The following is a 22,715-nucleotide window of genomic DNA, read 5'->3' on the forward strand; positions in this document are numbered from 1 at the left end:
CAGTAATTATTTGGTAATAGTAATCAGGGAACCATCAGACAATCTTTTCTGGCCGCCGGTAACTACGAGCTCTTTCTCAGAAAGCCCTGATACAATTTCGATCTTGTTGTCTACCATATTGCCCAGGCTTACCCTGCGCCGGAATGCTTTATTCTGTGCTTTGTCTACCACAAAAACGAAACTCTGATTGGCCTGGTCCTGCTGAATACTTTCGGCGGGCAACAGGATCACCTGTTTATTACTATTGGTAGCGATGCGGGCTTCTGCAATCATCCCCGGACGAATGACCAATCCCGGGTTCTCTATCCCGATTTTTATCGTAAAAGCCCTGGAGGTAGCATCAGCAGTAGAACCAACCTCTATCACTTTACCGGTAAAGGTTCTGCCAAGAGATGAAATACTGATGTTTGCTGTCTGATCTATCCTGATCTCATGCAGCTCTCCTTCCGGAACATAGGCCAGTACTTTTACTTTACTGATATCAGATACGATGAACAATGGTGAACCCACACTTACGATCTCACCTACTTCTGCCTGCCTTTTCAGCAATACGCCGCTGATAGTGGAATACAAGCGGGTATCAGACAGGTTTTTCTGCTGTAGTTGTTGCTGCAGCTTTGCCTGTTGCAGGTTGAAACCTATTTTGGAAAAGTCGCTTTCACTGAGGCTTCCCCGTTCATGCAATATTTTCAGGCGGTCAAATTCATCGCTTGCCGTACTTACCTGGACGTCTGCCTGCCTTTTAGCGATGGAATAATTGGTGGGATCAAGGCTGGCAATCAATTGCCCTTTGGAGATATTGTCTCCTTCATTGTTGGAGATATAGTTGATCTTACCGCCTACCATAAAGCCTAACTTTACGGTAGTATTGCCGTCTATATTTCCACTTACTGAAACTTCACCGGAGATGGTGGTGGGGTGAACTTCTTCCGCTTTAACAGCTAAAGGCTGAGAAGCATTTTCGGATGTCTGTGTTTCTTTATGCCTGCAACTTGAGAAAATCAAGATGGCAATCAGTGTAAAATAAAATAGAGATCGTCTCATCTTTTTATATTTTTTATTCTGTGAAATATTGTTCCTGTATCGTTACATTTTCTATACCCAGAAAGAGCAGCACGTCTTTGATGCTTTTAGTAAATGACTCATTACCGGATATAGTGAAATTCATCTGCCGCATTGTATTTGCATTCAATACTGCTTCAATTTCGCTTTGCTGGATGATCCATTGTCCGGTTGACCTTTTTGAATAATAGCATACCAATAATCTGGTGGGAAAATGCCTTTGCAGTATCTCCAATTCTTTCTGAAACTCATAGGGGCTGTCGGCAGAGCAATAAAGCAGCGACACATGTGTGTGGCCTGATTTGGCGAGCCTGTCTTTTAATGTGGGATAGATAGAGGCAATGCCCAAATCATCTGCAAAAAATACATAATGAATACCCATTCCTCATATAGCTTTTGTATTGATAAAGAATTACAATGCAAAGCAATGAAAGAACCGGGGGACGATTTTTAATCTATATTAAAAAATGAACACTCTAAATCGAATTTTGTTTCGTGAGGGGTGGGTAGACTAATATTTAGCTCTTATAACGCTCAGGGTTTGCTGGGTAATGCCCAGGTAAGAGGCGATATGTCCAAGTGGGGCTCTTGACAGTATATTTGAATAATTGTCCATCATAAACTTATACCGTTGTTCTGCTGTCTGGAACTGCAAGGAATATAATTTGTCGGAGAACAGCTTCAGGTATTCAATGGCTACCGAAATGCCCAGGCTCTTAAACTCCCCGATCTCATTGAGCAATGCATTGAAATCCCGGAACAGGATAGTCCTTAGTGTTGCATTCTCCAGTACTTCTCTTCCATAAGGGTCTGGCCGGTTAAAATAGACACTCTCCAAAGACAAGGTAAACCTGTTCTCATCAAAGAAAAAATGCGTAATGTCTTTTCCATCTTTATTATAAAAGGTCCGGAGCAGGCCTTTTTCTACAAAGAAAACCTTTTGGGAGTTATTGTCCGGCTGCATTAAAATGGTTCCTTTAGGATAGGTTTCTCTTTTAAAGGCGGCATCAATTATAGCGCTTTCCTCTTCGCTAAGTTTGACTTTGGTGTTGATGTACCGGAGCAGTTCCATACCTTACGCTGTTGCAATAAAGGTAATGGAAAAAAGGGTTCATCTCAATACATCTCACCAATCCGCTTCTTCATCTTGCCAAATCCCCCGCCACCTATTAAACTTAATCTGGTGGACAGGTTAAATCCACTATAAGCACTGACACTACCAATAGAAGGCGAATAATTACTTGAAAGCTGGTAAGCAGCTATCAACTCAACACCTACTACTCCTCCAATCCTTTGAAACATCCCGATCCCTAATTTAGAAGTAAAGGGCACCTGCCTATATTGCGAAGTACGTAGCTCCTGCCGGCCGGCCTGAATCTTTACGAGATTGGTAAAGGTCAGTCCTGCAGCAGCCACCGCAAAAAAAGAGGGCCGGTTAACCGATCCCCGGTTCTCTGGCTTCATAACCGTTCTGTTCAGTACACCGCCAAAAATGTCCCTCTTCAGATATACAAAAACAGGAATATTTATACCTCCACCGCCATCAATATAGGTCCCTCCTGCCCGGGGTTCAATTTTCATAGGAAGCATCTGCCACCCGGCTTCTACACCAACCCGTGATATATCAGTAAGGTAGTATTCGAATGACAGCATATAAAAAGAATGCTTTTCTCTCATATTCACACGGGTATTATAATCCTTCTCCGTTGAAGTAGCTCCCGGCATATACAATCCTCCAAATGAAAAACCAACAGACCATCTATGCCTGTAGATTAGCTTTAAAGAGTCCATGCTAAACTTCAACGCCTTTACATATCGTTCGTATTTGACGACCTCCCATTCCTTATCGGTATCGTCCCTGTTCTGAGCACATAATCTGACCGTAAACAAAGTTATTATGCAACAAAAAGCGCCAGTGGCAGGCAGCTTAATTGCAGGAAGGCGATAGGATTTGCCAATCTTCATGAGAGAACATTTTCTGCTTGATACGCCAAATGTGCGGTATATGCAGAAAACAAAATATGTGAGCTTCGTTGAAATGGACAAAATGCGACCTCAAAGGGAAAAAAACGTAAAACACAGGACAAATAACCAGTTAAGCGGAGGCTACTTCGCTAAATGTTTACTTTATAATAAATTAACTTTACGGTAAGATGGATAAAAATCTATACATAAGGTTCATAAGAACTGCCCTTATTTCGTCGCCAATAATTGCCTTATATGGTATAACCCCCTTTTACGTCTTTAATAAAGAGCTGTCCTTATTTATTCTGATAGCCGGCCTCATGATGCTGGCTAACGTACTTATTTTCTGGGTAACTAATATCCTTATTATCCGATATTTAAAAGCAGAAAAAAAATGGAAGGGGTATTTGCTCAGCTTTGCTTTTGTTATCACATTTCATCTTCTTCTTATCACCCTCAGGGAAATGACTCCGAAGCCGGCTTTCGTTATTGAAGGCGAATTAACCTTTAGAAGCGATATCTTACTTATATATCCATTTGTGTCATTACTTGCTGTTAATACTATCATCTTAATAATATGCAGTTCTATCCTTGCAACTCAAAAAAACAAAACTGCCGAAATTGAAATACAAAAGCTTAAAGTAAGTAATCTCGAAGCACAGAAGCAGGTATTATTGCAACAGCTGCAACCTCATTTCCTCTTTAATACACTCAGTGTACTAAAGTCGTTGATAAAAGACAATCCCGACGAAGCTGAAAATTATTCAATCAATCTGTCTGAGTTTCTACGCTACTCCATACAGGTACACAAGAACGACCTGGTATCTGTTGAGGAAGAGTTAAAATTCACCAACGACTACATCGATCTGCAAAAGGTACGTTTTGAAGGCTCTGTAATATTCGAAGTAAATATTCCACATGATGTATATAAGATGACGATACCTGCATATGCGCTGCAGACGCTTGTGGAGAACGCCATTAAGCATAACTCATTTACAGAAAAAAGACCACTGCACATAAAAATTGATTATACGGGCGACAATGCTATTCTGGTAAGTAACAACAAGATGCTTGCAAAGGCAGTAGAAACCACCGGCACAGGTTTAAAAAACCTGAATCAGCGTTATAAAATCATTGCGAACAAGGAGATAGAAATTACTGACACTGAAGATAAGTTTAGCGCAAAAGTATATCTGCTAAATAGTAGTCAAATATGAAAATTGTAATTATCGAAGATGAGAAAGTTACTGCAAAAGATCTGAAAAGGACCCTTCTGGCAGTAGAACCTGACGTAGAAATTGCCGCCTTACTACATTCAGTAGAAGAGGCTATTGAATACTTCAAAGAGCATGAAGATACAGACCTTATTTTCTCGGATATTCAATTGGGCGACGGACTAAGCTTTGAAATATTCAAGAAAATGGAACACCAGGTGCCGATCATCTTCTGCACGGCGTACAACCATTATTTTTCCGAGGCCTTTGAAGCAACTGGCATTGAATACATACTGAAACCCTTTAACAAAGCAGCGATTGAGAAAGCACTTGCAAAATATGCTACGCTGGAGAAAAGGTTTACAAGAAATACTGAAACTTTCCAGGAACAGCTAAGTGTCCTGGAAACCAGGATCACACCTAAAAAAAGCGCTGTTATCATCCGCCAGCGGGACAAGATTATTCCACTGGAATCCGCTGCCATAGCGCTCTTCTTTAGCGAAAACGGGTATACCTATGCTTACACCTTCAGCCAAGAAAAATTCATTGTAAATGAGAACCTGGAGGTCCTGGAAAATTACTTTACCCCTTCTTTCTTCCGGGCCAACCGGCAATATCTTGTTAACCGGAAAGCGATAATAGACGCCACTCATTATTTCAATCGCAAAATTATTGTGAACCTGAATGTGCCATACAAAGAACAGATACTGGTAGGAAAACTAAAAAACACCCAGTTTGTAGAATGGCTTTCGCAGTATTAGGCCTGTCCGCTTTTCTGCCCTTTATTCCCTTTCAACCCCCATTTTGTCCATCCTGTATTACATTCAATTGCGGTACACACGAGATATATAAACCTTTGTGTCATAATTAAAGAATATGGCACAGTCAATAATTCGCACAAGCATTTTTTCTGCCTGCTTTTTTGCTGGTACACCGGCTTTTTGCCAGATAAAAGTAAATATTACAGGCAACTGGAAGATCGAGGCCAAAGACAAACCGGCTGAGATAGAAATATATCCGGCTAAAGACGATGCGTACTACGGTAAAATAATAAATGACAACAATGTCCCGTCAAAGAACGGAACAATTGTTTTGAAAGCGCTTAAATACGACAAAGCTGATCAGGCATTTAAAGGCACCATGCGTCCGCCTGATGCAGACGTTGATCTGAATGTAACTGTCTCTCCCGTAGACAAAGATCGTCTGAAGATGACAGCTAGAAAACTGCTCGTAAGCAAAACCATCTATCTAACAAGAATAAAATAATAAAACGCCAACCCTGAAGACTATTCAAAACACCAATCAGTTTCTTATATCATCATGAGCACAGCCCCATCAGTAATGCAAATGCTGCCAGGTTCCGCCCTGCTTCCTTAACGCCTGTTGCCATTATGAAAGGTTTCTTTTACCGGCATTTTGAATACTACTTCAAATATTCATTCAAATTATCAGGGATTTATGAAACATGTCTTTTATACCGTCATTCTTTTACTAACGGTAAAATCTGTGAATGCACAACGGGAGTATTCCTTAAAGGAAGCTATTGACACGGCGCTTGCTAACAGCCTTCAGTTAAAAGCCGACAATTACGATCTGGAAAAAACGAAGGCTGCTGTAAAACAGACACGCAGCAGCCTGTTACCTTCGCTAAGCCTCAGCGGCTCATATCAGTACCAGGCCAATGTACCTGTACAGATGATACCAGCAGATGTTTTCGGCGGCACACCAGGCACCTATCAGGCATCAAAATTCAGTGTACCTCAAACCAAGTCTGCTACCTTGCAGATGAACCAGCCACTCTTTAATGCGTCCTTATTGATTGCATTAAAAGCAGCCAAGGTAGCGGTCAACCTGAACATGCTGCAGATACAAAGCTCAAAAGAAGACCTGGTGTACAATATTTCTGCTACCTATTATAACATACAGACTATTATCAGGCAGCAGGAATTACTCAAGGATAACTTCACCAACACATCGTCGTTGCTGGAAGTAACCACAGAGCAACTTAACGCAGGTCTGGCTACACAAACCGATGTGGACAGGTTAACTGTTTCCAGAGACAATACAGAAGCCGATCTGCAGAATGCAGTGACCAACCTGGAAAAGCAGTATAACCTCCTGAAGTTACTGATGAACGTTCCTTTGGACAGACAACTTAGTGTGGTGAAAGAAGATTATAACCAGGTATTTGTCAGCCTCGATATGCCCGCTTTCGATCCCACCAAAAAAACAAATTATCTGCAGATCCAGGAAAATAAACGGGTAGCTGATCTGGAACGGCGTAACATCAGAGCCGGCTATCTGCCCACGCTGTCACAAACGATGAGCAATGGCTATTCCGGGTATTATTCTAACGCCAACCCTTTCAAGAACCTTAACAACAAATGGTATTATTCCTCCTCTATAGGCCTGTCGTTAAGTATCCCCATTTTCGATGGATTCAGTAAAAAGTATCAGATCAAACAAAAACAAATACAGATCAAAAAATACGATGTGCAGGCGGAGCAAACGCTTCAGCAAAACAACAAAGATGCAGCCAATGCTTATGCTGATCTGAAAAGCAATTACATCACATTACAGACGCAGCGACGCAACCTGGTACTGGCACAAAAAGTACTCGATGATGTAAATACACAATACAAAAGTGGCATCTCGAAATTGACCGACGCCATCAATTCACAAACAGAACTGCAGTCTGCCCAGAACAATTTCATCAATGCACTGATCAATCTAAGGAAAGCAGAGCTGGATCTCAAAAAAGCTCAGGGTACCTTATTGCAATAAACAACCTTATTTAAACTAATTAAAGCAAACAAATGAAAAAGATCATTCAATATTCGATAACTGCTGCAGTACTATGCTCATTAGTAGGATTTATTGCAGTAAAACTCAACAGCAACAAAAAAGAAGTGGAAGAGAAGGTATATCATAAAGATCCTAACATCAAAGCAACGGTACAGGCAGATACTATACAGTACACACCGTTTACAGAAACAGCAGCTTTCCTTGGGTCTTTTGCACCAGACCGCGAAGTAGTGATTGCTTCTGAATCGACCGGAAAAGTGGTCAAAATAAATGTGCGGGAAGGCAGCCAGGTAAGTGCCGGCAGCCTCATTGCACAGCTGGACACCGACCTACTGCAGGCACAGTTACAATCTGCCCTTGCAAACTATGACAATGCAGCACTTACACTCAGGCGTTATGAACAGGCCATCAACGGCGTCACAAAATTGCAGATTGACAATGCCCGCACACAGATGCTGACAGACAAAGCACAGATAGATCAGTTGAGAAAACAGATCAACATGTGCAGTATCAAAGCGCCTTTCAGCGGCATCATTACCAGTAAGAACTTTGAACTGGGCGCAGTAGTCAGTGCAGGTGCACAAATGGCACAGCTGACGGATATCAGCAGATTAAAACTGGAGATCAGTGTGCCGGAAAGGAACATCATGCAGTTTAGAAAGGAACAAGCCATAACCGTGCTAACAGATGTATACCCCGATGAAAAGTTTCAGGGACATGTGGACATGATAGCAGCGAAAGCCGATGCTTCACATAACTACACCGTGAAAATACTGGTCACCAACAATGCAGCTACCGCCCTGAAAGCAGGCATGTATGGCCGTATTTCCTTTAATGATGTAAAAACGAAGGAGGCTATCAGCATCCCACGTTCAGCTTTGGTAGGTTCTTCCAGCCGTCCACAGGTGTTTGTGGTTGTAAACGGCATTGCAAAGCTCCGCGACATACAAACAGGAGGAAGCAATGAAACCATCATTCAGGTTACAAGCGGACTGCAGCCAGGTGAAATCGTAGCAACCGGCGGATTGATCAACCTCACTGAAGGCAGCAAGGTAAACATCGCAAAATAAGCACACAATTAAAACACAGGCCATGTCACTAACAGAAATAGCTATTAAAAGACCTTCCCTCATCATTGTAATCTTTGCAGTGTTGATAGGCGGCGGTTTGTTTTGCTACACCAGACTTAATTACGAGCTGATGCCCGACATGTCGCAGCCGACGCTCGTTATTACTACTTCTTATCCCGGCGCCACACCGAGTAACGTGGAACAAACGGTTACAAAGAAGATAGAAGATGTACTCAGTAGTATCGACCGGCTGAAAAGCATTACTTCACAATCTACAGAAGGCAATTCCATCATCCAGGCGGAGTTCTCTATGGGCACTGACATAGACGACAAACAACAGGAAGTGCAGCGGAAGATCAACAACATAATGTCTTCACTGCCGGATGATGTAAAAACGCCAGGTATCTCGAAGGTTTCTCCCAGCGATCAACCTGTGATGCAGCTGACCACCACTTCTTCTCTGGACAATGCATTGTTCTATGACCTGATAAAAAACGAGATCAAGCCGCAATTGCAACAGATACCCGGAGTAGGAGAAATAACACTGATAGGTGGACAGGAAAGAGAAATACAGGTGAACATCAACAAAGATAAGCTGGACTATTACGGTTTATCCATTACACAGGTTACCAGTGCTGTGAACAAGGCGAACACAGAATTCCCTACAGGCAAGGTCAAAACCAGGCAGGATCAGATGACGGTAAGGGTGACAGGCAAGTTCACCTCTGTAGAACAACTGAACGATGTAACGGTTGCACAACCAGCTGCCGGCAGTGTAATTAAGCTCCGGGATATTGCCGCAGTCAGCGACATCGTAAAGGATGCTGCCGCGGTAAACAGGTACAACGGGATGAATGGAATAGGTATCCTGATCAAAAAACAAAACGGCGCCAACGCAGTCGAGATCAGTAAACAGGTGAAACAGCGTATTGCCCTCCTGGAGAAGAAATATGCTGCCGATCATGTAAAGATGATCATCGCTGATGATACGGCGGATTTCACGATGGAATCAGCCAATGCAGTAACACATGACCTGATGATCGCAGTAGTGCTCGTGGCTGTCATTATGCTGCTCTTTTTACATAGTCTGCGTGATTCCATTATTGTATTGATCTCCATTCCTGCTTCACTGATCTCCACTTTCATCGTGATGTACCTGCTGGGTTATTCATTGAACCTGATGACGCTGTTGGCACTATCCCTGGTGATCGGTATCCTGGTAGACGACTCCATTGTGATACTGGAAAACATTCACCGCCATCTGCACATGGGCAAACCCAAACGTCAGGCAGCGCTGGATGGACGAAATGAGATCGGTTTCTCCGCCATGGCAATCACGATGGTAGACGTAGTTGTATTTGGCCCTATTGCGCTCGTAAATACAAGCATTTCGGCCATCCTGCGTCAATATTCACTGACCATCGTTACGGCTACGCTGATGAGTCTCTTCGTATGTTATACATTAACTCCCTGGCTGGCTTCCCGCTTTGGTAAAATAACAGAGCTTGATAACAATAAGTGGATGCACAAACCACTTATCCTGTTTGAAAACTTCCTGGAATGGTTAACCAACTGGTATACAGGCGCACTACAATGGGTACTGCGTCACAAGCTGATCATGACTGCCATTGTACTCAGCTTATTTGCATGTACCGCCGTAGTAATGAATATGGGCATACTGGGAAGTGAGCTGGTAGCTAGTGGCGACCAGGGCAAGTTCCGCTTAAAGCTGGAATACGACAAAAACACTACAGTCATACAGAATAACCTGCGGACCAAGGCTATTGAAGACTTCCTCTTACAACAGCCAGAGGTGAAAATAGTATTTGCCAATGTGGCTGGTCCAAGCACTTCAGGGCTGGAGTCGGCTACCGCAGTAGGCAGTGAATACAAATCGGAGCTTACGATCAAGTTAGTGGACAAAGAGCATCGTGCTGTTTCTACGGAAGATTATATGATCCGCAAAAGCCGTGAACTGGAACAGCGTTTCCCGGGAGTGAAGATCCGCTCAAATGTGATTGGCATGGTGAGTATGGGAGAGCCTATCCAGATTGTACTGAATGCAGAGAACAGCACACTGCTGATGCAGGCCGCCAATGACCTCAAACGCCGTATTGAAGCCATGCCTGGGGCCAATGATGTTTCCCTGAGCGTGGAAGAAGGTAATCCACAGGCCGAAGTAAATATTGACAGGGAAAAAATGGAGCAACTGGGGCTCGACATCAACATCGTAGGATCGACTCTTCAAAATGCCTATGCGGGTAACACAGATGCCAAATATCGCGCAGGATTGAATGAATATGACATTAATATCAAGCTGGATGATTTCGACAGGCAGAATGTGGAGGATGTTGAAAATCTTACGTTCTTAAATACCGCAGGAGAACAGATAAAACTGTCACAGTTTGCGACTGTAGTGCAGGGCAGCGGACCAAGCATACTCGAACGAAAAGACAGGCGCACATCTGTGACAGTGAAGGGTAACGTGTTGGGTATTACTTCAGGGATCCTATCCGATAATATCAACAAGTCGTTGGTCGAACATCCGCTGCCTGCCGGCGTTGATATAAAATGGAGCGGTGATACTGAACGTCAGGCAGATTCAATGGGTGCTTTAGGCTTAGCCATGGCAGCCGCGCTCGTGCTGATGTACCTGGTAATGGTGGCGCTGTATGATAACTTTATCTATCCATTTGTTGTGTTGTTCTCCATCCCCGTCTCTTTCATCGGCGCCTTCCTGGCGTTAAACCTGGCAAAATCCTCAATGAGCATGTTCACCATGTTAGGCCTCATCATGCTGTTTGGTCTGGTAGCTAAAAACGCCATCCTGATCGTCGACTTTGCCAATCACAGAAAGGAAGATGGCGCCAGTACATGGGATGCCCTGATAGCTGCCGGCAGAACAAGGCTTCGTCCTATACTCATGACCACCATTGCAATGGTAGCCGGTATGATACCTATCTCAATAGCTAAAGGCGCCGGTTCTGAATGGAAGAACGGATTAGGCTGGGTACTCATAGGAGGCCTTTCATCCAGCCTTGTATTGACGGTATTTGTTGTGCCGATGGTTTATTACGTAGTGGACAAAGTAAAGGAACGATTTGCTAAGCGGAGAACGGTTGAAAATGAACGAAACGGAGTGCTTCAGTTGAAACACCCCAACCCCGTATCATAATCATAGCATGGATTATTGATTGGTGCAAACATGGCGGCTGTATCTACAGTCGCCTTTTTTTTGTTTATAACAAACGTCATCAACAAAACATAATAGGACTCCGTCAGGAGTCCTTGTGTTTGTAGCCCCGGGTGGCAACCCGGGGGTGGTTGTAACGCGGCGTGCAACCCGGACGTGGGGTGGTTATACCGGTTGCCCCAGCACAATTCCCCCAAAAATGCAAAAACCCTCAGCAATAGCTGAGGGCTTCTGTTGTCCCACCAGGATTCGAACCTAGACAAACTGAACCAAAATCAGTTGTACTACCATTATACTATGGGACAATCCCTGTTATTTGGGATGGCGAAATTAGTATTTTTTCTCATTTCCCAAAAAAAAGTTTTCAAATTTATTCTCACCCAGCCACTTTCACGACCTTATCCACAATGGCAGCAGGCGGAATCCACTCCATACAGGCATGATCTCCCCTGAAACAGGGCTTATTACCGAATATTGAACACGGACGGCAGGAAAGACTCTCCAGCTGCACCGTATTGGCCTCGCTCTGCCCAAATCCCATAAATCCGGCAAAAGGATGCGTAGCGCCCCAGATGGATACTACCGGTACCCGGAACAGGGACGCCAGGTGCATATTAGCCGAGTCCATACTGATCATCACATCCAGGTTGCTGATAATCGCCAGTTCTGCCGGCAGTTTGAATCGCCCTGCCACCACAACAGCTTCCGGGTATTTTATGGCCAGCGCTGTCAGTTGGGCTATTTCAGCCGCCCCTCCCCCCATCAGCAGCACTTTGATACCCGGACGTTTTACCAGCGTAGCCAGTACCTCTTCCATTTTTCCCAGCGGATAGGTTTTTTCCTTATATGTCGCAAATGGTGCCAGCCCTACCCATTTATCCCCATTTTTAGGCCCTGTAATGGCCATCAGCTCCGATGTGAGTGGCTGACGGGGAAATACCGGCTTTGTAGCGTTAATGGACAGCGAGAGCCCTAATTGGCGGAATACGGTGGCATATCGCTCTATGGTGCTGGTCAGCGGCAGGAGCACCTTCTCCTCCGGTCTGGCCAGGGCCTTCTTTTCAGCCCTTCCCTTGTCGATAACCGCCACCGGACAACCGGACAACCGGAAAAAGGTACGCACTATCTGAGAACGTAAAACGTGGTGCAGGTCGGCCACCGCATCGATCTTCCAGGATTTTCTGATAGCCTTGTAAAGCTTATATAATCCTTTAAACCCTTTATGCTCCCCTTTCAGGTCTGCCGGAAAGAATATCAGCCGGGGAATGCCTTCACATAGCGCTCCCCAGTTCTTATTGGAGACAAAAACGATCTGTATATCCGGATTTTGCTCCAGCACCTGCTGCATCACGGGAATGGTCATAGCCACGTCTCCCATGGCAGAAAACCGGATAGATAGTATCGTTCTCAATTGTTCTGGCATATATTATTTTCCCTTGTAAAGAACAGGGTTTAAGGCGGGATCATTGTACATTTTCATCTGCTTGTACACTTTCATGTACTTCTTACCGGCGGCAATATCGGCCAGTAACTGGGTGATAGCGCTTCCCAGATCCCTGCGCTGCTCCAGCAGGATGTCCAGCTTACGCTGGCAGGCTTCCCTGTGCGCTGGCGTAGCGTCCGGCCGGGTAGCTTCCTCCCGCATGTGATAGATCTTCAATGCCAGTATAGACAGCCGGTCTATCGCCCAGGCAGGGCTTTCAGTATTGATGGTAGCATCGGCCGACGGCTTCACATCGTTATATTTATCAAGAAAATAGCTGTCAATATACTCTACCACATCCGTACGCTCCTGGTTAGAACGGTCTATCCAACGCTTGATTTCCAATGCTTTCACCGGGTCTATCAGTGGATCACGGATAATATCCTCCAGGTGCCACTGCACCGTATCTATCCAGTTTTTCAGATAAAGCAGGTGCTCAATAGCTGTTTTTTCATACGGGTTCAGGATAGGCTGATGTACACTGTTATGCACATGATAATCGGCAATACTCTGATCAAATATTTGGTTGTACAGTTCTGTAGACATGGGACAAAAGTATATATTTTGGTGAAATAGTCCATAGACGGCTCTTCCCTTCCCTGCCGGGCACATGCTGAACACCACTCAAATGCACGACTGTAGAGTCTTAACATTCAAGTAACATGTAAGGGTTACATTTATTTTCCATTATAGCAACCACATATCAAACTATATGTCTGATAACCCATCCAGAACACTCTTTGGTCAATTATTTGAATCCAACAGGGAAAAGGTCTACCGGTTAGCATTCAAACTTACTTCCGATCCACAACGGGCGGAAGAGATCACCCAGCAGTGCTTTATCAAGCTCTGGGAAAACATGCATAAAGTCCAGGAAGGACAGGATGTCTTTCCGCTATTGTTCGTATTTACCAAACACATTGTCATAGATGAAACCCGTAAACTGTACCGCGAAAGAAAAACACTGAATCACATTTCCCAGCACCAACCTGTCAGTAATGAGAACGCAGAAGAAAATGCATTGCTGAGAAAAGAATTTAACCAACACGTGCACAAAGTGATAGAACAAATGCCGGAGCAACGGAGAAATGTCTATATCCTGAGCCGTGACAAAGGACAAAGTAATAAGGAAATTGCCGACCAGCTTTCACTTTCACCTACTACAGTAAGAAATCATCTGACCCTTGCCCTGCAATCACTAAAGCGGGAGCTAATGGTACGTTACGACATGGAGACCAAATAGTACAACATTTAAAACCCTTCTATGGATGTAAGGATTTTCCCACGTAAGATCGTATGCCTGTCGGGCATTGTGATGATCATGCTGTCCTGCCGGAAAGAGGATAAGCTTGTTCCCGATCCGCCTCCTACCGGCCCTGTTACCCAATGGGAAACAAATAAGTGGATACTGGATAGTATGCGTTATTATTATCTCTGGAATACGACACTACCGGTAAAAGCAGATACGCAATTGACCGCAATTCCCTACTTCAACACACTGAAGCAGGCTACCGACAGTTTCTCCCAGATCATTGACCTGAATGACATACCCGGAACGAGCAAAAAAGATTTCCTGCATACATTCGGTTTTGATTTTGCGGTAGTCTCTATTAACGGAATAGAAAAGCCACTGGGTTTGCTGAAATTTGTAATACCCGGTAGCGCCATCTGGCAGGACGGACTTAGAAGAGGTGATTATTTTACAAAGATCAATAACACACCTCTGACTCCACAAAATGCCCAACAGTTAAGTGAGGACATTTTAAATGATCATAAAGGCAGTCTTACCAAAGCCGATATTGCCGGCAATGTAGTTACCGAAACCGGGGAAGTGCCCTTACAAGGTGCAACGCTTCAGGAAAACCCCTTGTACATCTATCAGACATTTGAGAACCAGGGCCATCCTACCGGTTATATTTTCTATAACTATTTTGATGACTTTTATAATACCAATTTACTTAATGCCTTTATTAAACTGAAGCAGGACAACATCAAAGACCTGATCATTGATCTTCGTTACAATCCCGGCGGAAGCGTAGCTGCGGCTGCGGCCATGATTGCACTTATTGCGCCTGCCACCAATGAAAACAGTATTCTGGCCAGGTATACCGGTAATAAGCAAATGGGATCACTATCAGTCACTTTCAAACAGGCGCTTGCTGTTCCGGAAAGCAGAGTGGTAGTACCCTTCAGCCAACTGGCTGCCGGCAGATCATCGATCAGCCGTGTATTTATTCTTACCACGCATCAGACAGCCTCTGCTTCGGAACTTGTTATCAACAACCTGAAACCATACCTACAGGTTATTACTATCGGAGAAAGAACATATGGAAAGGATAAAGGAGCAGTTGTTATAACCGACATGCGCACACCTCGCCGTTTATCATGGGCATTGGCGCCTATCACCTACCTGTTATCAAATGCAAAAGGTGAAGGAAATTATACCACTGGTATTGCGCCTGATTATACCGTCTATGAATTGAATACACAACCCCTGCTACCCATGGGCGATCCCGCAGATCCCTTTATTGCAAAAGCCCTGTCTGTTATCAGAGGCGACGGAAGGACCAGCGCCTATCCTGAAAGGATCACTACTTCTCTTTATGATACCCGTACGAGAGCCAGCAGGGAAAGCCGATTAATACTACCACGTTGAAGGGGAAAGTTAGGGGTTAACAAACGCCGGGTAATCAATCTTTTCTTTAGAAACATTCCATAGTGTATAGGCACATTGGAGTTAACTACAGCTAATAATCGTTGTTATATTCGTATTACATATTTCCGTAGCCATACAAGGTGTAACCTTCAGCTTACCGTTAATGTTGTATTACAAACATCCGGTCATGACATATCAGTATGCAAGAATGGTAGTAGAATAATGAAAATAACTACCTCCTCCCAGATCATAGACCACCAGGTCATTAATAAAGTGAGTAGCTACAAAATCATTGTAAGCCATTAATCCCCCGGTTCCCATAGTTGGATCAAAAGCAGATCCTAACAGTATTTCTCCGGTAAGCGGATCTCTGAGATCAAAGTAAAACATCGCAGTGCTCAGCCCATAGCTATAATCCACCTTCTTAAAGTCAAACAACTTTCCTTTTTTGATGTGCGCAAATTTTCCAAGCGTATCAATTCCACCATCAGGACGTGTTCTGTACATTGTGAGATCAAGTGAATCGGGCAGCAGTGGATCTACATAATAAAAAGACCAGAGTTTTTCAGTAGGCAGGATATCTTCCTGGCCTCCTATATAGAGTGAAGGACTTGCGCCTTCTTCACTGCTGAGCTTAAGAATAGTTAGTATAACACTTTTCTCAGGAAGCGATAACAGCGTATCTATTACCGTTTTTCCTGTATTGGCATCTTTTACCAGGAAACGCTGCTCGCTTTTATGTTCAATAAGCTGTGTCTGGCGTTCACCACTTAACAATGTGTCGCCGATCATTTTACCATCAATACTAGCCGTATAACGGGCCGAAGCACCTTCTAATGATATGTTTGTAACAGTCACCTTTACTACCTCAGGAGCAGTCACCCTTTCACCGTCCTTACTGCAGGAAATAGCCTGAAACAAAAAACCAGCAACCACGATTGCTGTCATTACCTTCGAAAATGCATTTTTTTTGTACTTCATAGTTTTATTATCGTTTTTTTTAAAACCAGGCAGGTGATAAAAATTATCCCCTGCCTGGCCGTTCATTCATCAAAAGATTTTTTAGAAACCTGCAGCCCAACCTGTTAACCAGTTACCACCGGAAACAGGGAACGCACCTCTGTAAGCCACGCTTGTGTCGAAGAAGCTACCACTGAAACCAGTGAAGTTAGCACCACTTGCAGCAGGAGATGCTGGCAGCGGAGCGAAGTTAGCATTAGACGCAAGGAATGGAGATGTCAACAGGATATTCGCGTTTGAATTGCTGGCATTAACCCAGATAGAGTTAAAGCCTGTCAGTGTACCACCAACTACAGCAGGAGCTGCGAATGCATGCACCAGGTTGTGGTGGAACAAAGCTGAATCAGCAATAGTTCCGGCTGATTCCAGTGCTACACCTGTGGTATAACCCAGAACAACAGAGTTGATGATTGTGTAGCTTGTGTTCCTTCTTAAACGAACACCATTCAGTGTACCAGTGAAAGCTGAAGAAGAACCGCCAACCAGGGTCATGTTAGACACTTTAGCCTGAGTTCTTGGAGTCAGCGCAGAACCAGAAGCATCGTTATCTGATTCGATACCGTTTGCATCAGCATAAGTGAAACCGCTTCTACGAACACCCAAAATGAACTGTAAAGTACCGTTGTAACCGAAATCGAAATCGAAAATGTCGTCATTGGTATTTAAAGAGGCCAGGTATTTAGCGTTCACAACACCACCGAAGAATTCGAAAGAATCATCAGCGCCATAAGAGGCTTCCAGGTGGTGAACAACAGTACCTCTACCAACTCCACCAAAAGTGAAGCTGTTTAATTCGTTGTTTGCAGCAATGGCAGCACCGGCATATTCTGAACGAACATAGGTTAATGCACCGGAAGACTCACCATTGAATGTTGTATCAGCGCTTCCGTAAGTAGCGTCGATGCCAACAGGTAAAGTCGGAGTAGAGATACCTTCGATGGTTGGAGAGAAGGTAGCAGTATTCTGGTTGGTTTTAGCGTTACCCAGAATTACGATACCACCCCAGTCACCTACAGCAGGAGTTGCTTCAGCAGAAGTGAAAACAACCGGGCTGTTGGCAGTACCATTAGCGAAGATCTTACCACCACGGGTTACAACCAATGCAGATGCTTCTGCAGCTGTTGCTTTCTTGATACCTTTTACCTGTACACCAGCGGCGATAGTGATAGTACCTCCGTTAGCAACATAAGTTTTGCCATTCAGGAAGTAAGTACCGCTGCTCAGAATGTAGTTAGTATCAGCACCGATCACCAGTGGCAGCGTAGCGCCAGAAGCGAGGTTGATGTTAACAACAGCCTGAACATTTTTTGGTGCCTGAGGACCTTCTGCTTCTTTTTTACAAGCACCGAAGGCGATTACGGACAATGCAGCCGCAACAGTCATGAACTTTTTCATGGTTTTGATCTTTAGGGTTTTAAGAGTTTTTTGAAATTTATAAAGATGATATGAACGCTTAGAAATTATAGGTTACGTTTACACTCAGATTCCTTCCTTTGAACCATTTGTGATAAACATAATCCAGTTGTTTGTTGTACGAAAGACCTTTAGGATCGTTATTGACATTATCTTTCAGCAGATTCGCCTCATTCAGATCGACAAATGTACCGCCACCACTGGAGTGAGGACTTGTTGCCGAAATGTTCTGATATATGATGTAGTCCTGTTGTAACAAATCGCTGATGTTGAATCTTACCTGCAGTTTATTCTTCAGCAAGTTGGCACTCAACTGGAGATCTAACACATCTCTTGGTTTCTCATACTGATCCTGGTAAGGGAATACACCACCACTCACAATACGTCTGCCATATTTGTTATAGCTGATGTTGGCACCGATGATCTTTCCAAAATAACCAATACCACCATTGATCACATAAGGCGATAAGCCCTGTAAAGCACGTTTACGTGTGTCAGGTGTATTGCCTGATGGAGCGCCACCCACAGCGTCGGATGCTGCCTTTATCAATGATGCTACATCGTAGTTTACTTTCGCATCCATCCAGGAACCGTTTGCACTAACATAGATGTTTTTCAGCCAGGTTGATGCCGGAGAAATAAAACCTAATGATTTACGCAGGTCCACCTCTATGCCATTATTGGTTGAACTTTTCAGGTTGAAATAGAAGTAGATCAATTCCGGAGATCCAAGCGCTGACACCAACTCTACCGGACTATCAAACTTCTTGTGAAAAGCAGATACTGAGATAATTTCTCCTGGCCCGGGATAGTACTCATAGCGCAGGTCGATGTTGGAGATCTTCGCATCCTTCAGTGATGTTGCTCCACGATAGATACTTCTCTCTCTGAATTCATAGTAAATGAATGGCGCCCTTTCCCTGAAATCCGCTCTTGCCAGTGTTTGTGAATATGCAAACCTGATATTCATTGCAGGCGTCAGACTATACACCAGGTTGAAAGACGGCAGCCAGTCAGTACGTTTATATTTAACAACAGTATCAACAGGAAGTCCGGTAACCTGGCTGAAGGAAGTACCTGTAATATCCATTGCATTATTCTCCATACGCACACCACCAATAAACCGGAACTTCCTCAGGAAATTAATGTCAACCATACCATAAGCCGCATGTAATTTCTGATCGCCTGTATAGTTCTCGGCATTTTCCCCTGCACCGGTACTTGTCAGTTTATATGTGAGGTATTTGGGTTTCAGTAACGACTGCAACTGATAATCAGCTAAACCGAATATTGCGTTACTGATCGAGTCAGGGTTACCTGTCGGGTCATAGAACATACGCAGGGAAGTCGATTTAAAATCCGCCTGACGGAAATTACCTGCATATCCGAACTTGATCAATTCATTCGCACCCTTCATCTTGAAAGGGATTGAAAAGTTCACCGCAGCATTCTGTCTTCTTTCTTCCAGTCTTGAGTTAAAGATGTTCAATCCCTGCGTCATGTAACCGTTGTTATCAGTCAATACATACTGATAATATCCTTTAGGTCCATCCACGTGATATCCTTTTACAGCACGTGTATCAGGCTGATCTCTGTTAACAGTGATATAGTCGCCGGACCAGTCGATCTTCAGGTGTTTACCCAGCACATGCTCACCTTCCAGCCTGTTCTGCAGTAATTCATTAATGATCGTAATTGAGTTGTAATATTGAACCGCATTACGATCAGTACCACCCACTATCAGGAAGTTGAATTCGTTACCGTTGTATACATCAGTCTCATTCTGGAATCTTCTGTTATAAAGATTCTTGAATACGATCTTATGTCCTTTTGTCTGAAAACCAATATTCGCAACTGCTCCCAACGCTGTATTGAACTGATAGGCGCGGGAACTGCTATCATAATGATAGTTAGTTGGCTGGAAACGTTCTTCATTCATGATCTGCTCCTCGTGGCGATAAGTGGCCGCCAGCGTGATTCCCAGTGTGGACGTCTCTTTTATTTTTATTCTTCTTCCCAGTGTCAGCTGATAATTCTGCACAGGTGAATAGTTATACTTATGCAGTCCCCATGTATTAGGAATACGTGCATTCATTTCACTCATTTTGCCATAGTTACCGGCAGCGGCATATTTGCGGTATTCATCAGGATTCCAGTCCTTATTCCACCATTTGCGGGTGCCATCATCAAATCCCAGGTAATCTTTATCACCGCGTTTTGTGGCATAAAAATCCTTTCCGGAACTATTGGTATTTAATCCACTACCTAATGTTATAGAAGTGAAGTTCTCTACAGGTATATCTCTTGTATTTACCTGTACCAGACCTCCTGCAAATTCAGCAGACATATCTGGTGTGGAAGTCTTATTCACGATGATATTGTCTATCAGACCACTCGGTACTACGTCGAAAGAGAAGTTACGGCGGTTAGGTTCTGTGCTTGGCAGGTTAGCACCATTCAGCATCACGTTATTATAACGTTCACTAAGGCCGCGTACTGTTACGAATTTATCATCCTGCACAGTCAATCCACTTACGCGTTTTAATACCTGAGCAGCGTTGTTATCGGGAGTTACCTTTATCTGCTCGGCACTGATACCGTCGGATAATGCTGCATTATTCTTCTGTATTGCATACAATCCTTCTACTGAAGCTTTCTGATAGCTGGCGGTAACCACCACTTCTTTTAAGGCAGAAGAAGAAGGCGCCATTACTACGTTCAAAGGAGTCACTTTCTTCTCACTCACTGTGATGTCAGTGATCCTTTTTGTTGTATATGATATAAAACTAAATTCCAGTGTATATTTTCCAGGCTCCAATGTCAGCTGATAAGTACCGTCAACTGAAGTGAGCGCACCTTTTCCGGTACTGGTTTTTACCGTTACGCCGGGTAATGGTTCATTCTTGTTATCCACTACCTTTCCGCTGATAAAGCCATTCTTCACCTGCGCTGGTTTCTCCTGCATCCCCTGCCTGATCACTATTTTATTTTCGCTGTACATAATGTCCAGCGGAGCTCTTTCATCTAACCATTTTAATACATCCGACAGCTTGTTATTTTCTATCTCTATAGCTTTCACCTGGCATTTGGCAAGGTACTCCGGGTCATATACGAAAGTATATCTGGTCTGTTGTTGCAATGATCTGATGATTTCAGCGACAGATGTAGTGCCTACTTTCAACGTTACCCTCTCATTCAATTCATTATACAATTGTCCCGCCAGTACAGTTGATTGCCCGCATATAAGAATAAATAGATTAAAAAAGATTGATACAGGCATAAAGATCCCCTTACAAAATCTGTTGATCGATTTTTGCATTTTGTTTTGTCCGATTTTATTAAAAAATGCCTTTGTGCTAAGCTATATGGTTGCCGCTTTTATTTTCTCCTGATAATATAGTGGTTAGTATCTGCGCCGTACTCGTATGAAAAACGATGTACGTAGCTAAGTGTTTCAAGTATAGATTTTATTGATTGTGTACTGTTGAATACACCTGATATCTCTTTTTTAATAAGTTTTGTGTCTTTTATGGTAATCTTACAATTGTATCTGTTCTCCAGCATAGCGAAAGCATCTTCCAATGTCGTTTTGTCAAAGACGAGCTTGTAGTTCTTCCATCCTAATACTGCATTATTATTGAATGCATGAGGCTTTCCGGGTTCTATGCCTTCGATGTATTCTATCATTTCACCTGGCTTCAGAATATGTCTGAACGGACTGCCTTTCAACATGTGACTTACCGCTACTTTACCTGTTACAAGACTTATCTGAATAGCGCCATTTGCCCTGTTATCTGTCGAAATATTGAATGAGGTGCCCAATACTGTGGTTACCAGCGAAGCTGTATGTACCCGGAAAGGAGCCACTTGCTTACTCACATCGAAATATGCCTCGCCTTGCAGCCATATGTCGCGGTTGGTACCATTGTACTGCCTGTTATACACAATAGATGAATTTGTATTCAGCCATATTTTTGATCCGTCAGCCATATGCACCAGGCGTATAGTATTGGTATTATTAACAATCGTATCAGTCAGTAAAGCCACCTGCACGCTTTTGTGCCGGCGCTGAGATGTCCAAAGCCAGGCCAGCACACTTAATAGCAGCAATAACACAGCAGCAGTACTAAATACAGGAAGCATACGCCTTACAGACTTCACCTCCTTTTGAGGTGCTGATATAACCGGTACATCCGACGTATCTTCAAGTGCCTGCAGGAAATATTCATCAGCCTCGGGCGTTGAATCTCCTTCGAGATAAGCAGCAACCATTTCTGCTTCTTCATCCGTACAAAGACCTTTAAAATATTTTTCCAGTAACTGTGCGCTTATTTTCATTTTCTTGAAATGCAGGACTTCAATATTGTTTTCTGGTGACCTAATACAATAAGAGTACGATTGTGAAAGAAAGATGTCCTAATCAAAAAATGGAGTTCATAATTCCTTAACATAAAGGACTAAGGATAGGCTTTACTATGTATCTCCTAACTACACCTGGCAGGCCCGGCCCCTTGCCGGGAACATTTACAGCGTTCGGTGGCCCGGGTATTCACCAGCCGGCGTCTTTCTCTTCAGACAAACAACAAGCGTACGGTAGATACCATACGCTTGTTGTTAAGATTGTCATGTGAATGTTCGAGAATGCAAATCGTGTAGGCTTTTAATGGTCATTATGGGATTCAGAGATTTTTTCAAATCATCTTCACTCCCACCCAATGAGAAATAATTGCCTTTATAAATATTTTTATTGAATAATTTTTTTGATGTTGTTTGTTGTTGGCATATAGTCTTCTAATGTTAACTCATTTTCCAGTACGTGCTACCTATCTTCAAA

At 43.5% G+C, this 22,715-nt stretch carries 18 protein-coding genes and 1 tRNA gene; 8 read left to right on the top strand and 11 right to left on the bottom strand.

Annotated elements, in window-relative coordinates:
- Window positions 1-6: 6 nt before the first annotated feature.
- The 4 genes from BLR32_RS22675 to BLR32_RS22690 form a co-directional block, all read right to left on the bottom strand.
- Window positions 7-1,044 carry an efflux RND transporter periplasmic adaptor subunit gene (locus BLR32_RS22675; RefSeq protein ID WP_089835154.1) on the bottom strand — a complete coding sequence of 346 codons (1,038 nt, stop codon included), beginning with the start codon at window positions 1,042-1,044 and terminating at the stop codon, window positions 7-9.
- Between the two features lie 13 nt (window positions 1,045-1,057).
- A complete protein-coding gene (locus BLR32_RS22680; protein WP_089835155.1) occupies window positions 1,058-1,444 on the bottom strand; it encodes a ferredoxin reductase domain-containing protein in 387 nt (128 codons plus the stop codon).
- 129 nt (window positions 1,445-1,573) lie between these two features.
- Window positions 1,574-2,134 (bottom strand): Crp/Fnr family transcriptional regulator, encoded by a 561-nt coding sequence (locus BLR32_RS22685; RefSeq protein ID WP_089835156.1) that lies wholly within the window; start codon window positions 2,132-2,134, stop codon window positions 1,574-1,576.
- Between the two features lie 44 nt (window positions 2,135-2,178).
- The gene (locus BLR32_RS22690; RefSeq protein WP_143011550.1) at window positions 2,179-3,027 is read right to left on the bottom strand and encodes a hypothetical protein; all 849 of its coding nucleotides are present in this window, start codon (window positions 3,025-3,027) and stop codon (window positions 2,179-2,181) included.
- A 188-nt stretch (window positions 3,028-3,215) separates the two neighbouring features.
- Between BLR32_RS22690 and BLR32_RS22700 the strand changes: the two genes are divergently transcribed.
- The 6 genes from BLR32_RS22700 (at window position 3,216) to BLR32_RS22725 (ending at window position 11,291) form a co-directional block, all read left to right on the top strand.
- Window positions 3,216-4,244, top strand: a complete 1,029-nt coding sequence (locus tag BLR32_RS22700) for a sensor histidine kinase (RefSeq protein WP_089835159.1) — start codon at window positions 3,216-3,218, stop codon at window positions 4,242-4,244.
- On the top strand, window positions 4,241-5,002 hold the full coding sequence (locus BLR32_RS22705) for a LytR/AlgR family response regulator transcription factor (protein WP_089835160.1): 762 nt from the start codon (window positions 4,241-4,243) through the stop codon (window positions 5,000-5,002). The genes BLR32_RS22700 and BLR32_RS22705 overlap by 4 nt, the downstream gene beginning before the upstream one ends.
- A 115-nt stretch (window positions 5,003-5,117) precedes the next feature.
- A complete protein-coding gene (locus BLR32_RS22710; RefSeq protein WP_089835161.1) occupies window positions 5,118-5,507 on the top strand; it encodes a DUF2147 domain-containing protein in 390 nt (129 codons plus the stop codon).
- Between the two features lie 192 nt (window positions 5,508-5,699).
- Window positions 5,700-7,025, top strand: coding sequence for a TolC family protein (locus BLR32_RS22715; protein ID WP_089835162.1), 1,326 nt, complete (start codon window positions 5,700-5,702; stop codon window positions 7,023-7,025).
- A 32-nt stretch (window positions 7,026-7,057) separates the two neighbouring features.
- On the top strand, window positions 7,058-8,116 hold the full coding sequence (locus BLR32_RS22720) for an efflux RND transporter periplasmic adaptor subunit (protein ID WP_089835163.1): 1,059 nt from the start codon (window positions 7,058-7,060) through the stop codon (window positions 8,114-8,116).
- Window positions 8,117-8,138: 22 nt separating this feature from the next.
- Entirely contained in the window at window positions 8,139-11,291 is a 3,153-nt protein-coding gene (locus BLR32_RS22725; RefSeq protein ID WP_089835164.1) for an efflux RND transporter permease subunit, read from the top strand.
- Window positions 11,292-11,543: 252 nt separating this feature from the next.
- On the opposite strand, the gene BLR32_RS22730 is transcribed toward BLR32_RS22725, so the two are convergent.
- From BLR32_RS22730 to BLR32_RS22740, 3 genes are all read right to left on the bottom strand, one after another.
- A tRNA-Gln gene (locus tag BLR32_RS22730) sits at window positions 11,544-11,614 on the bottom strand.
- 71 nt (window positions 11,615-11,685) lie between these two features.
- Window positions 11,686-12,732 (bottom strand): glycosyltransferase family 9 protein, encoded by a 1,047-nt coding sequence (locus BLR32_RS22735; RefSeq protein ID WP_089835165.1) that lies wholly within the window; start codon window positions 12,730-12,732, stop codon window positions 11,686-11,688.
- 3 nt (window positions 12,733-12,735) lie between these two features.
- The gene (locus tag BLR32_RS22740) at window positions 12,736-13,338 is read right to left on the bottom strand and encodes a DUF4254 domain-containing protein (protein WP_089835166.1); all 603 of its coding nucleotides are present in this window, start codon (window positions 13,336-13,338) and stop codon (window positions 12,736-12,738) included.
- Window positions 13,339-13,504: 166 nt separating this feature from the next.
- On the opposite strand from BLR32_RS22740, the gene BLR32_RS22745 reads away from it, so the two are divergent.
- The gene (locus tag BLR32_RS22745; protein WP_089835167.1) at window positions 13,505-14,035 is read left to right on the top strand and encodes an RNA polymerase sigma-70 factor; all 531 of its coding nucleotides are present in this window, start codon (window positions 13,505-13,507) and stop codon (window positions 14,033-14,035) included.
- 21 nt (window positions 14,036-14,056) lie between these two features.
- Window positions 14,057-15,448: a S41 family peptidase gene (locus BLR32_RS22750; protein ID WP_089835168.1), complete on the top strand. Its 1,392-nt coding sequence runs from the start codon at window positions 14,057-14,059 to the stop codon at window positions 15,446-15,448.
- A gap of 195 nt (window positions 15,449-15,643) precedes the next feature.
- On the opposite strand, the gene BLR32_RS22755 is transcribed toward BLR32_RS22750, so the two are convergent.
- From BLR32_RS22755 to BLR32_RS22770, 4 genes are all read right to left on the bottom strand, one after another.
- A complete protein-coding gene (locus BLR32_RS22755) occupies window positions 15,644-16,429 on the bottom strand; it encodes a hypothetical protein (protein ID WP_143011551.1) in 786 nt (261 codons plus the stop codon).
- An 81-nt stretch (window positions 16,430-16,510) separates the two neighbouring features.
- Window positions 16,511-17,863 carry a hypothetical protein gene (locus BLR32_RS22760; protein ID WP_089835170.1) on the bottom strand — a complete coding sequence of 451 codons (1,353 nt, stop codon included), beginning with the start codon at window positions 17,861-17,863 and terminating at the stop codon, window positions 16,511-16,513.
- A gap of 58 nt (window positions 17,864-17,921) precedes the next feature.
- On the bottom strand, window positions 17,922-21,161 hold the full coding sequence (locus tag BLR32_RS22765) for a TonB-dependent receptor (protein ID WP_176842399.1): 3,240 nt from the start codon (window positions 21,159-21,161) through the stop codon (window positions 17,922-17,924).
- A 98-nt stretch (window positions 21,162-21,259) separates the two neighbouring features.
- Window positions 21,260-22,219 carry a FecR family protein gene (locus tag BLR32_RS22770; protein ID WP_089835172.1) on the bottom strand — a complete coding sequence of 320 codons (960 nt, stop codon included), beginning with the start codon at window positions 22,217-22,219 and terminating at the stop codon, window positions 21,260-21,262.
- Between the last annotated feature and the right edge of the window lie 496 nt (window positions 22,220-22,715).

The organism is Chitinophaga filiformis (assembly GCF_900102545.1).
In the GTDB taxonomy this organism is placed as follows: domain Bacteria; phylum Bacteroidota; class Bacteroidia; order Chitinophagales; family Chitinophagaceae; genus Chitinophaga; species Chitinophaga filiformis.

Bases quoted from the DNA above. Each gene is read 5' to 3' on its own strand.
- BLR32_RS22675 (WP_089835154.1), bottom strand. From the start codon at position 1,044: ATGAGACGATCTCTATTTTATTTTACACTGATTGCCATCTTGATTTTC.
- BLR32_RS22680 (WP_089835155.1), bottom strand. From the start codon at position 1,444: ATGGGTATTCATTATGTATTTTTTGCAGATGATTTGGGCATTGCCTCT.
- BLR32_RS22685 (WP_089835156.1), bottom strand. From the start codon at position 2,134: ATGGAACTGCTCCGGTACATCAACACCAAAGTCAAACTTAGCGAAGAG.
- BLR32_RS22690 (WP_143011550.1), bottom strand. From the start codon at position 3,027: ATGAAGATTGGCAAATCCTATCGCCTTCCTGCAATTAAGCTGCCTGCC.
- BLR32_RS22700 (WP_089835159.1), top strand. From the start codon at position 3,216: ATGGATAAAAATCTATACATAAGGTTCATAAGAACTGCCCTTATTTCG.
- BLR32_RS22705 (WP_089835160.1), top strand. From the start codon at position 4,241: ATGAAAATTGTAATTATCGAAGATGAGAAAGTTACTGCAAAAGATCTG.
- BLR32_RS22710 (WP_089835161.1), top strand. From the start codon at position 5,118: ATGGCACAGTCAATAATTCGCACAAGCATTTTTTCTGCCTGCTTTTTT.
- BLR32_RS22715 (WP_089835162.1), top strand. From the start codon at position 5,700: ATGAAACATGTCTTTTATACCGTCATTCTTTTACTAACGGTAAAATCT.
- BLR32_RS22720 (WP_089835163.1), top strand. From the start codon at position 7,058: ATGAAAAAGATCATTCAATATTCGATAACTGCTGCAGTACTATGCTCA.
- BLR32_RS22725 (WP_089835164.1), top strand. From the start codon at position 8,139: ATGTCACTAACAGAAATAGCTATTAAAAGACCTTCCCTCATCATTGTA.
- BLR32_RS22735 (WP_089835165.1), bottom strand. From the start codon at position 12,732: ATGCCAGAACAATTGAGAACGATACTATCTATCCGGTTTTCTGCCATG.
- BLR32_RS22740 (WP_089835166.1), bottom strand. From the start codon at position 13,338: ATGTCTACAGAACTGTACAACCAAATATTTGATCAGAGTATTGCCGAT.
- BLR32_RS22745 (WP_089835167.1), top strand. From the start codon at position 13,505: ATGTCTGATAACCCATCCAGAACACTCTTTGGTCAATTATTTGAATCC.
- BLR32_RS22750 (WP_089835168.1), top strand. From the start codon at position 14,057: ATGGATGTAAGGATTTTCCCACGTAAGATCGTATGCCTGTCGGGCATT.
- BLR32_RS22755 (WP_143011551.1), bottom strand. From the start codon at position 16,429: ATGAAGTACAAAAAAAATGCATTTTCGAAGGTAATGACAGCAATCGTG.
- BLR32_RS22760 (WP_089835170.1), bottom strand. From the start codon at position 17,863: ATGAAAAAGTTCATGACTGTTGCGGCTGCATTGTCCGTAATCGCCTTC.
- BLR32_RS22765 (WP_176842399.1), bottom strand. From the start codon at position 21,161: ATGCCTGTATCAATCTTTTTTAATCTATTTATTCTTATATGCGGGCAA.
- BLR32_RS22770 (WP_089835172.1), bottom strand. From the start codon at position 22,219: ATGAAAATAAGCGCACAGTTACTGGAAAAATATTTTAAAGGTCTTTGT.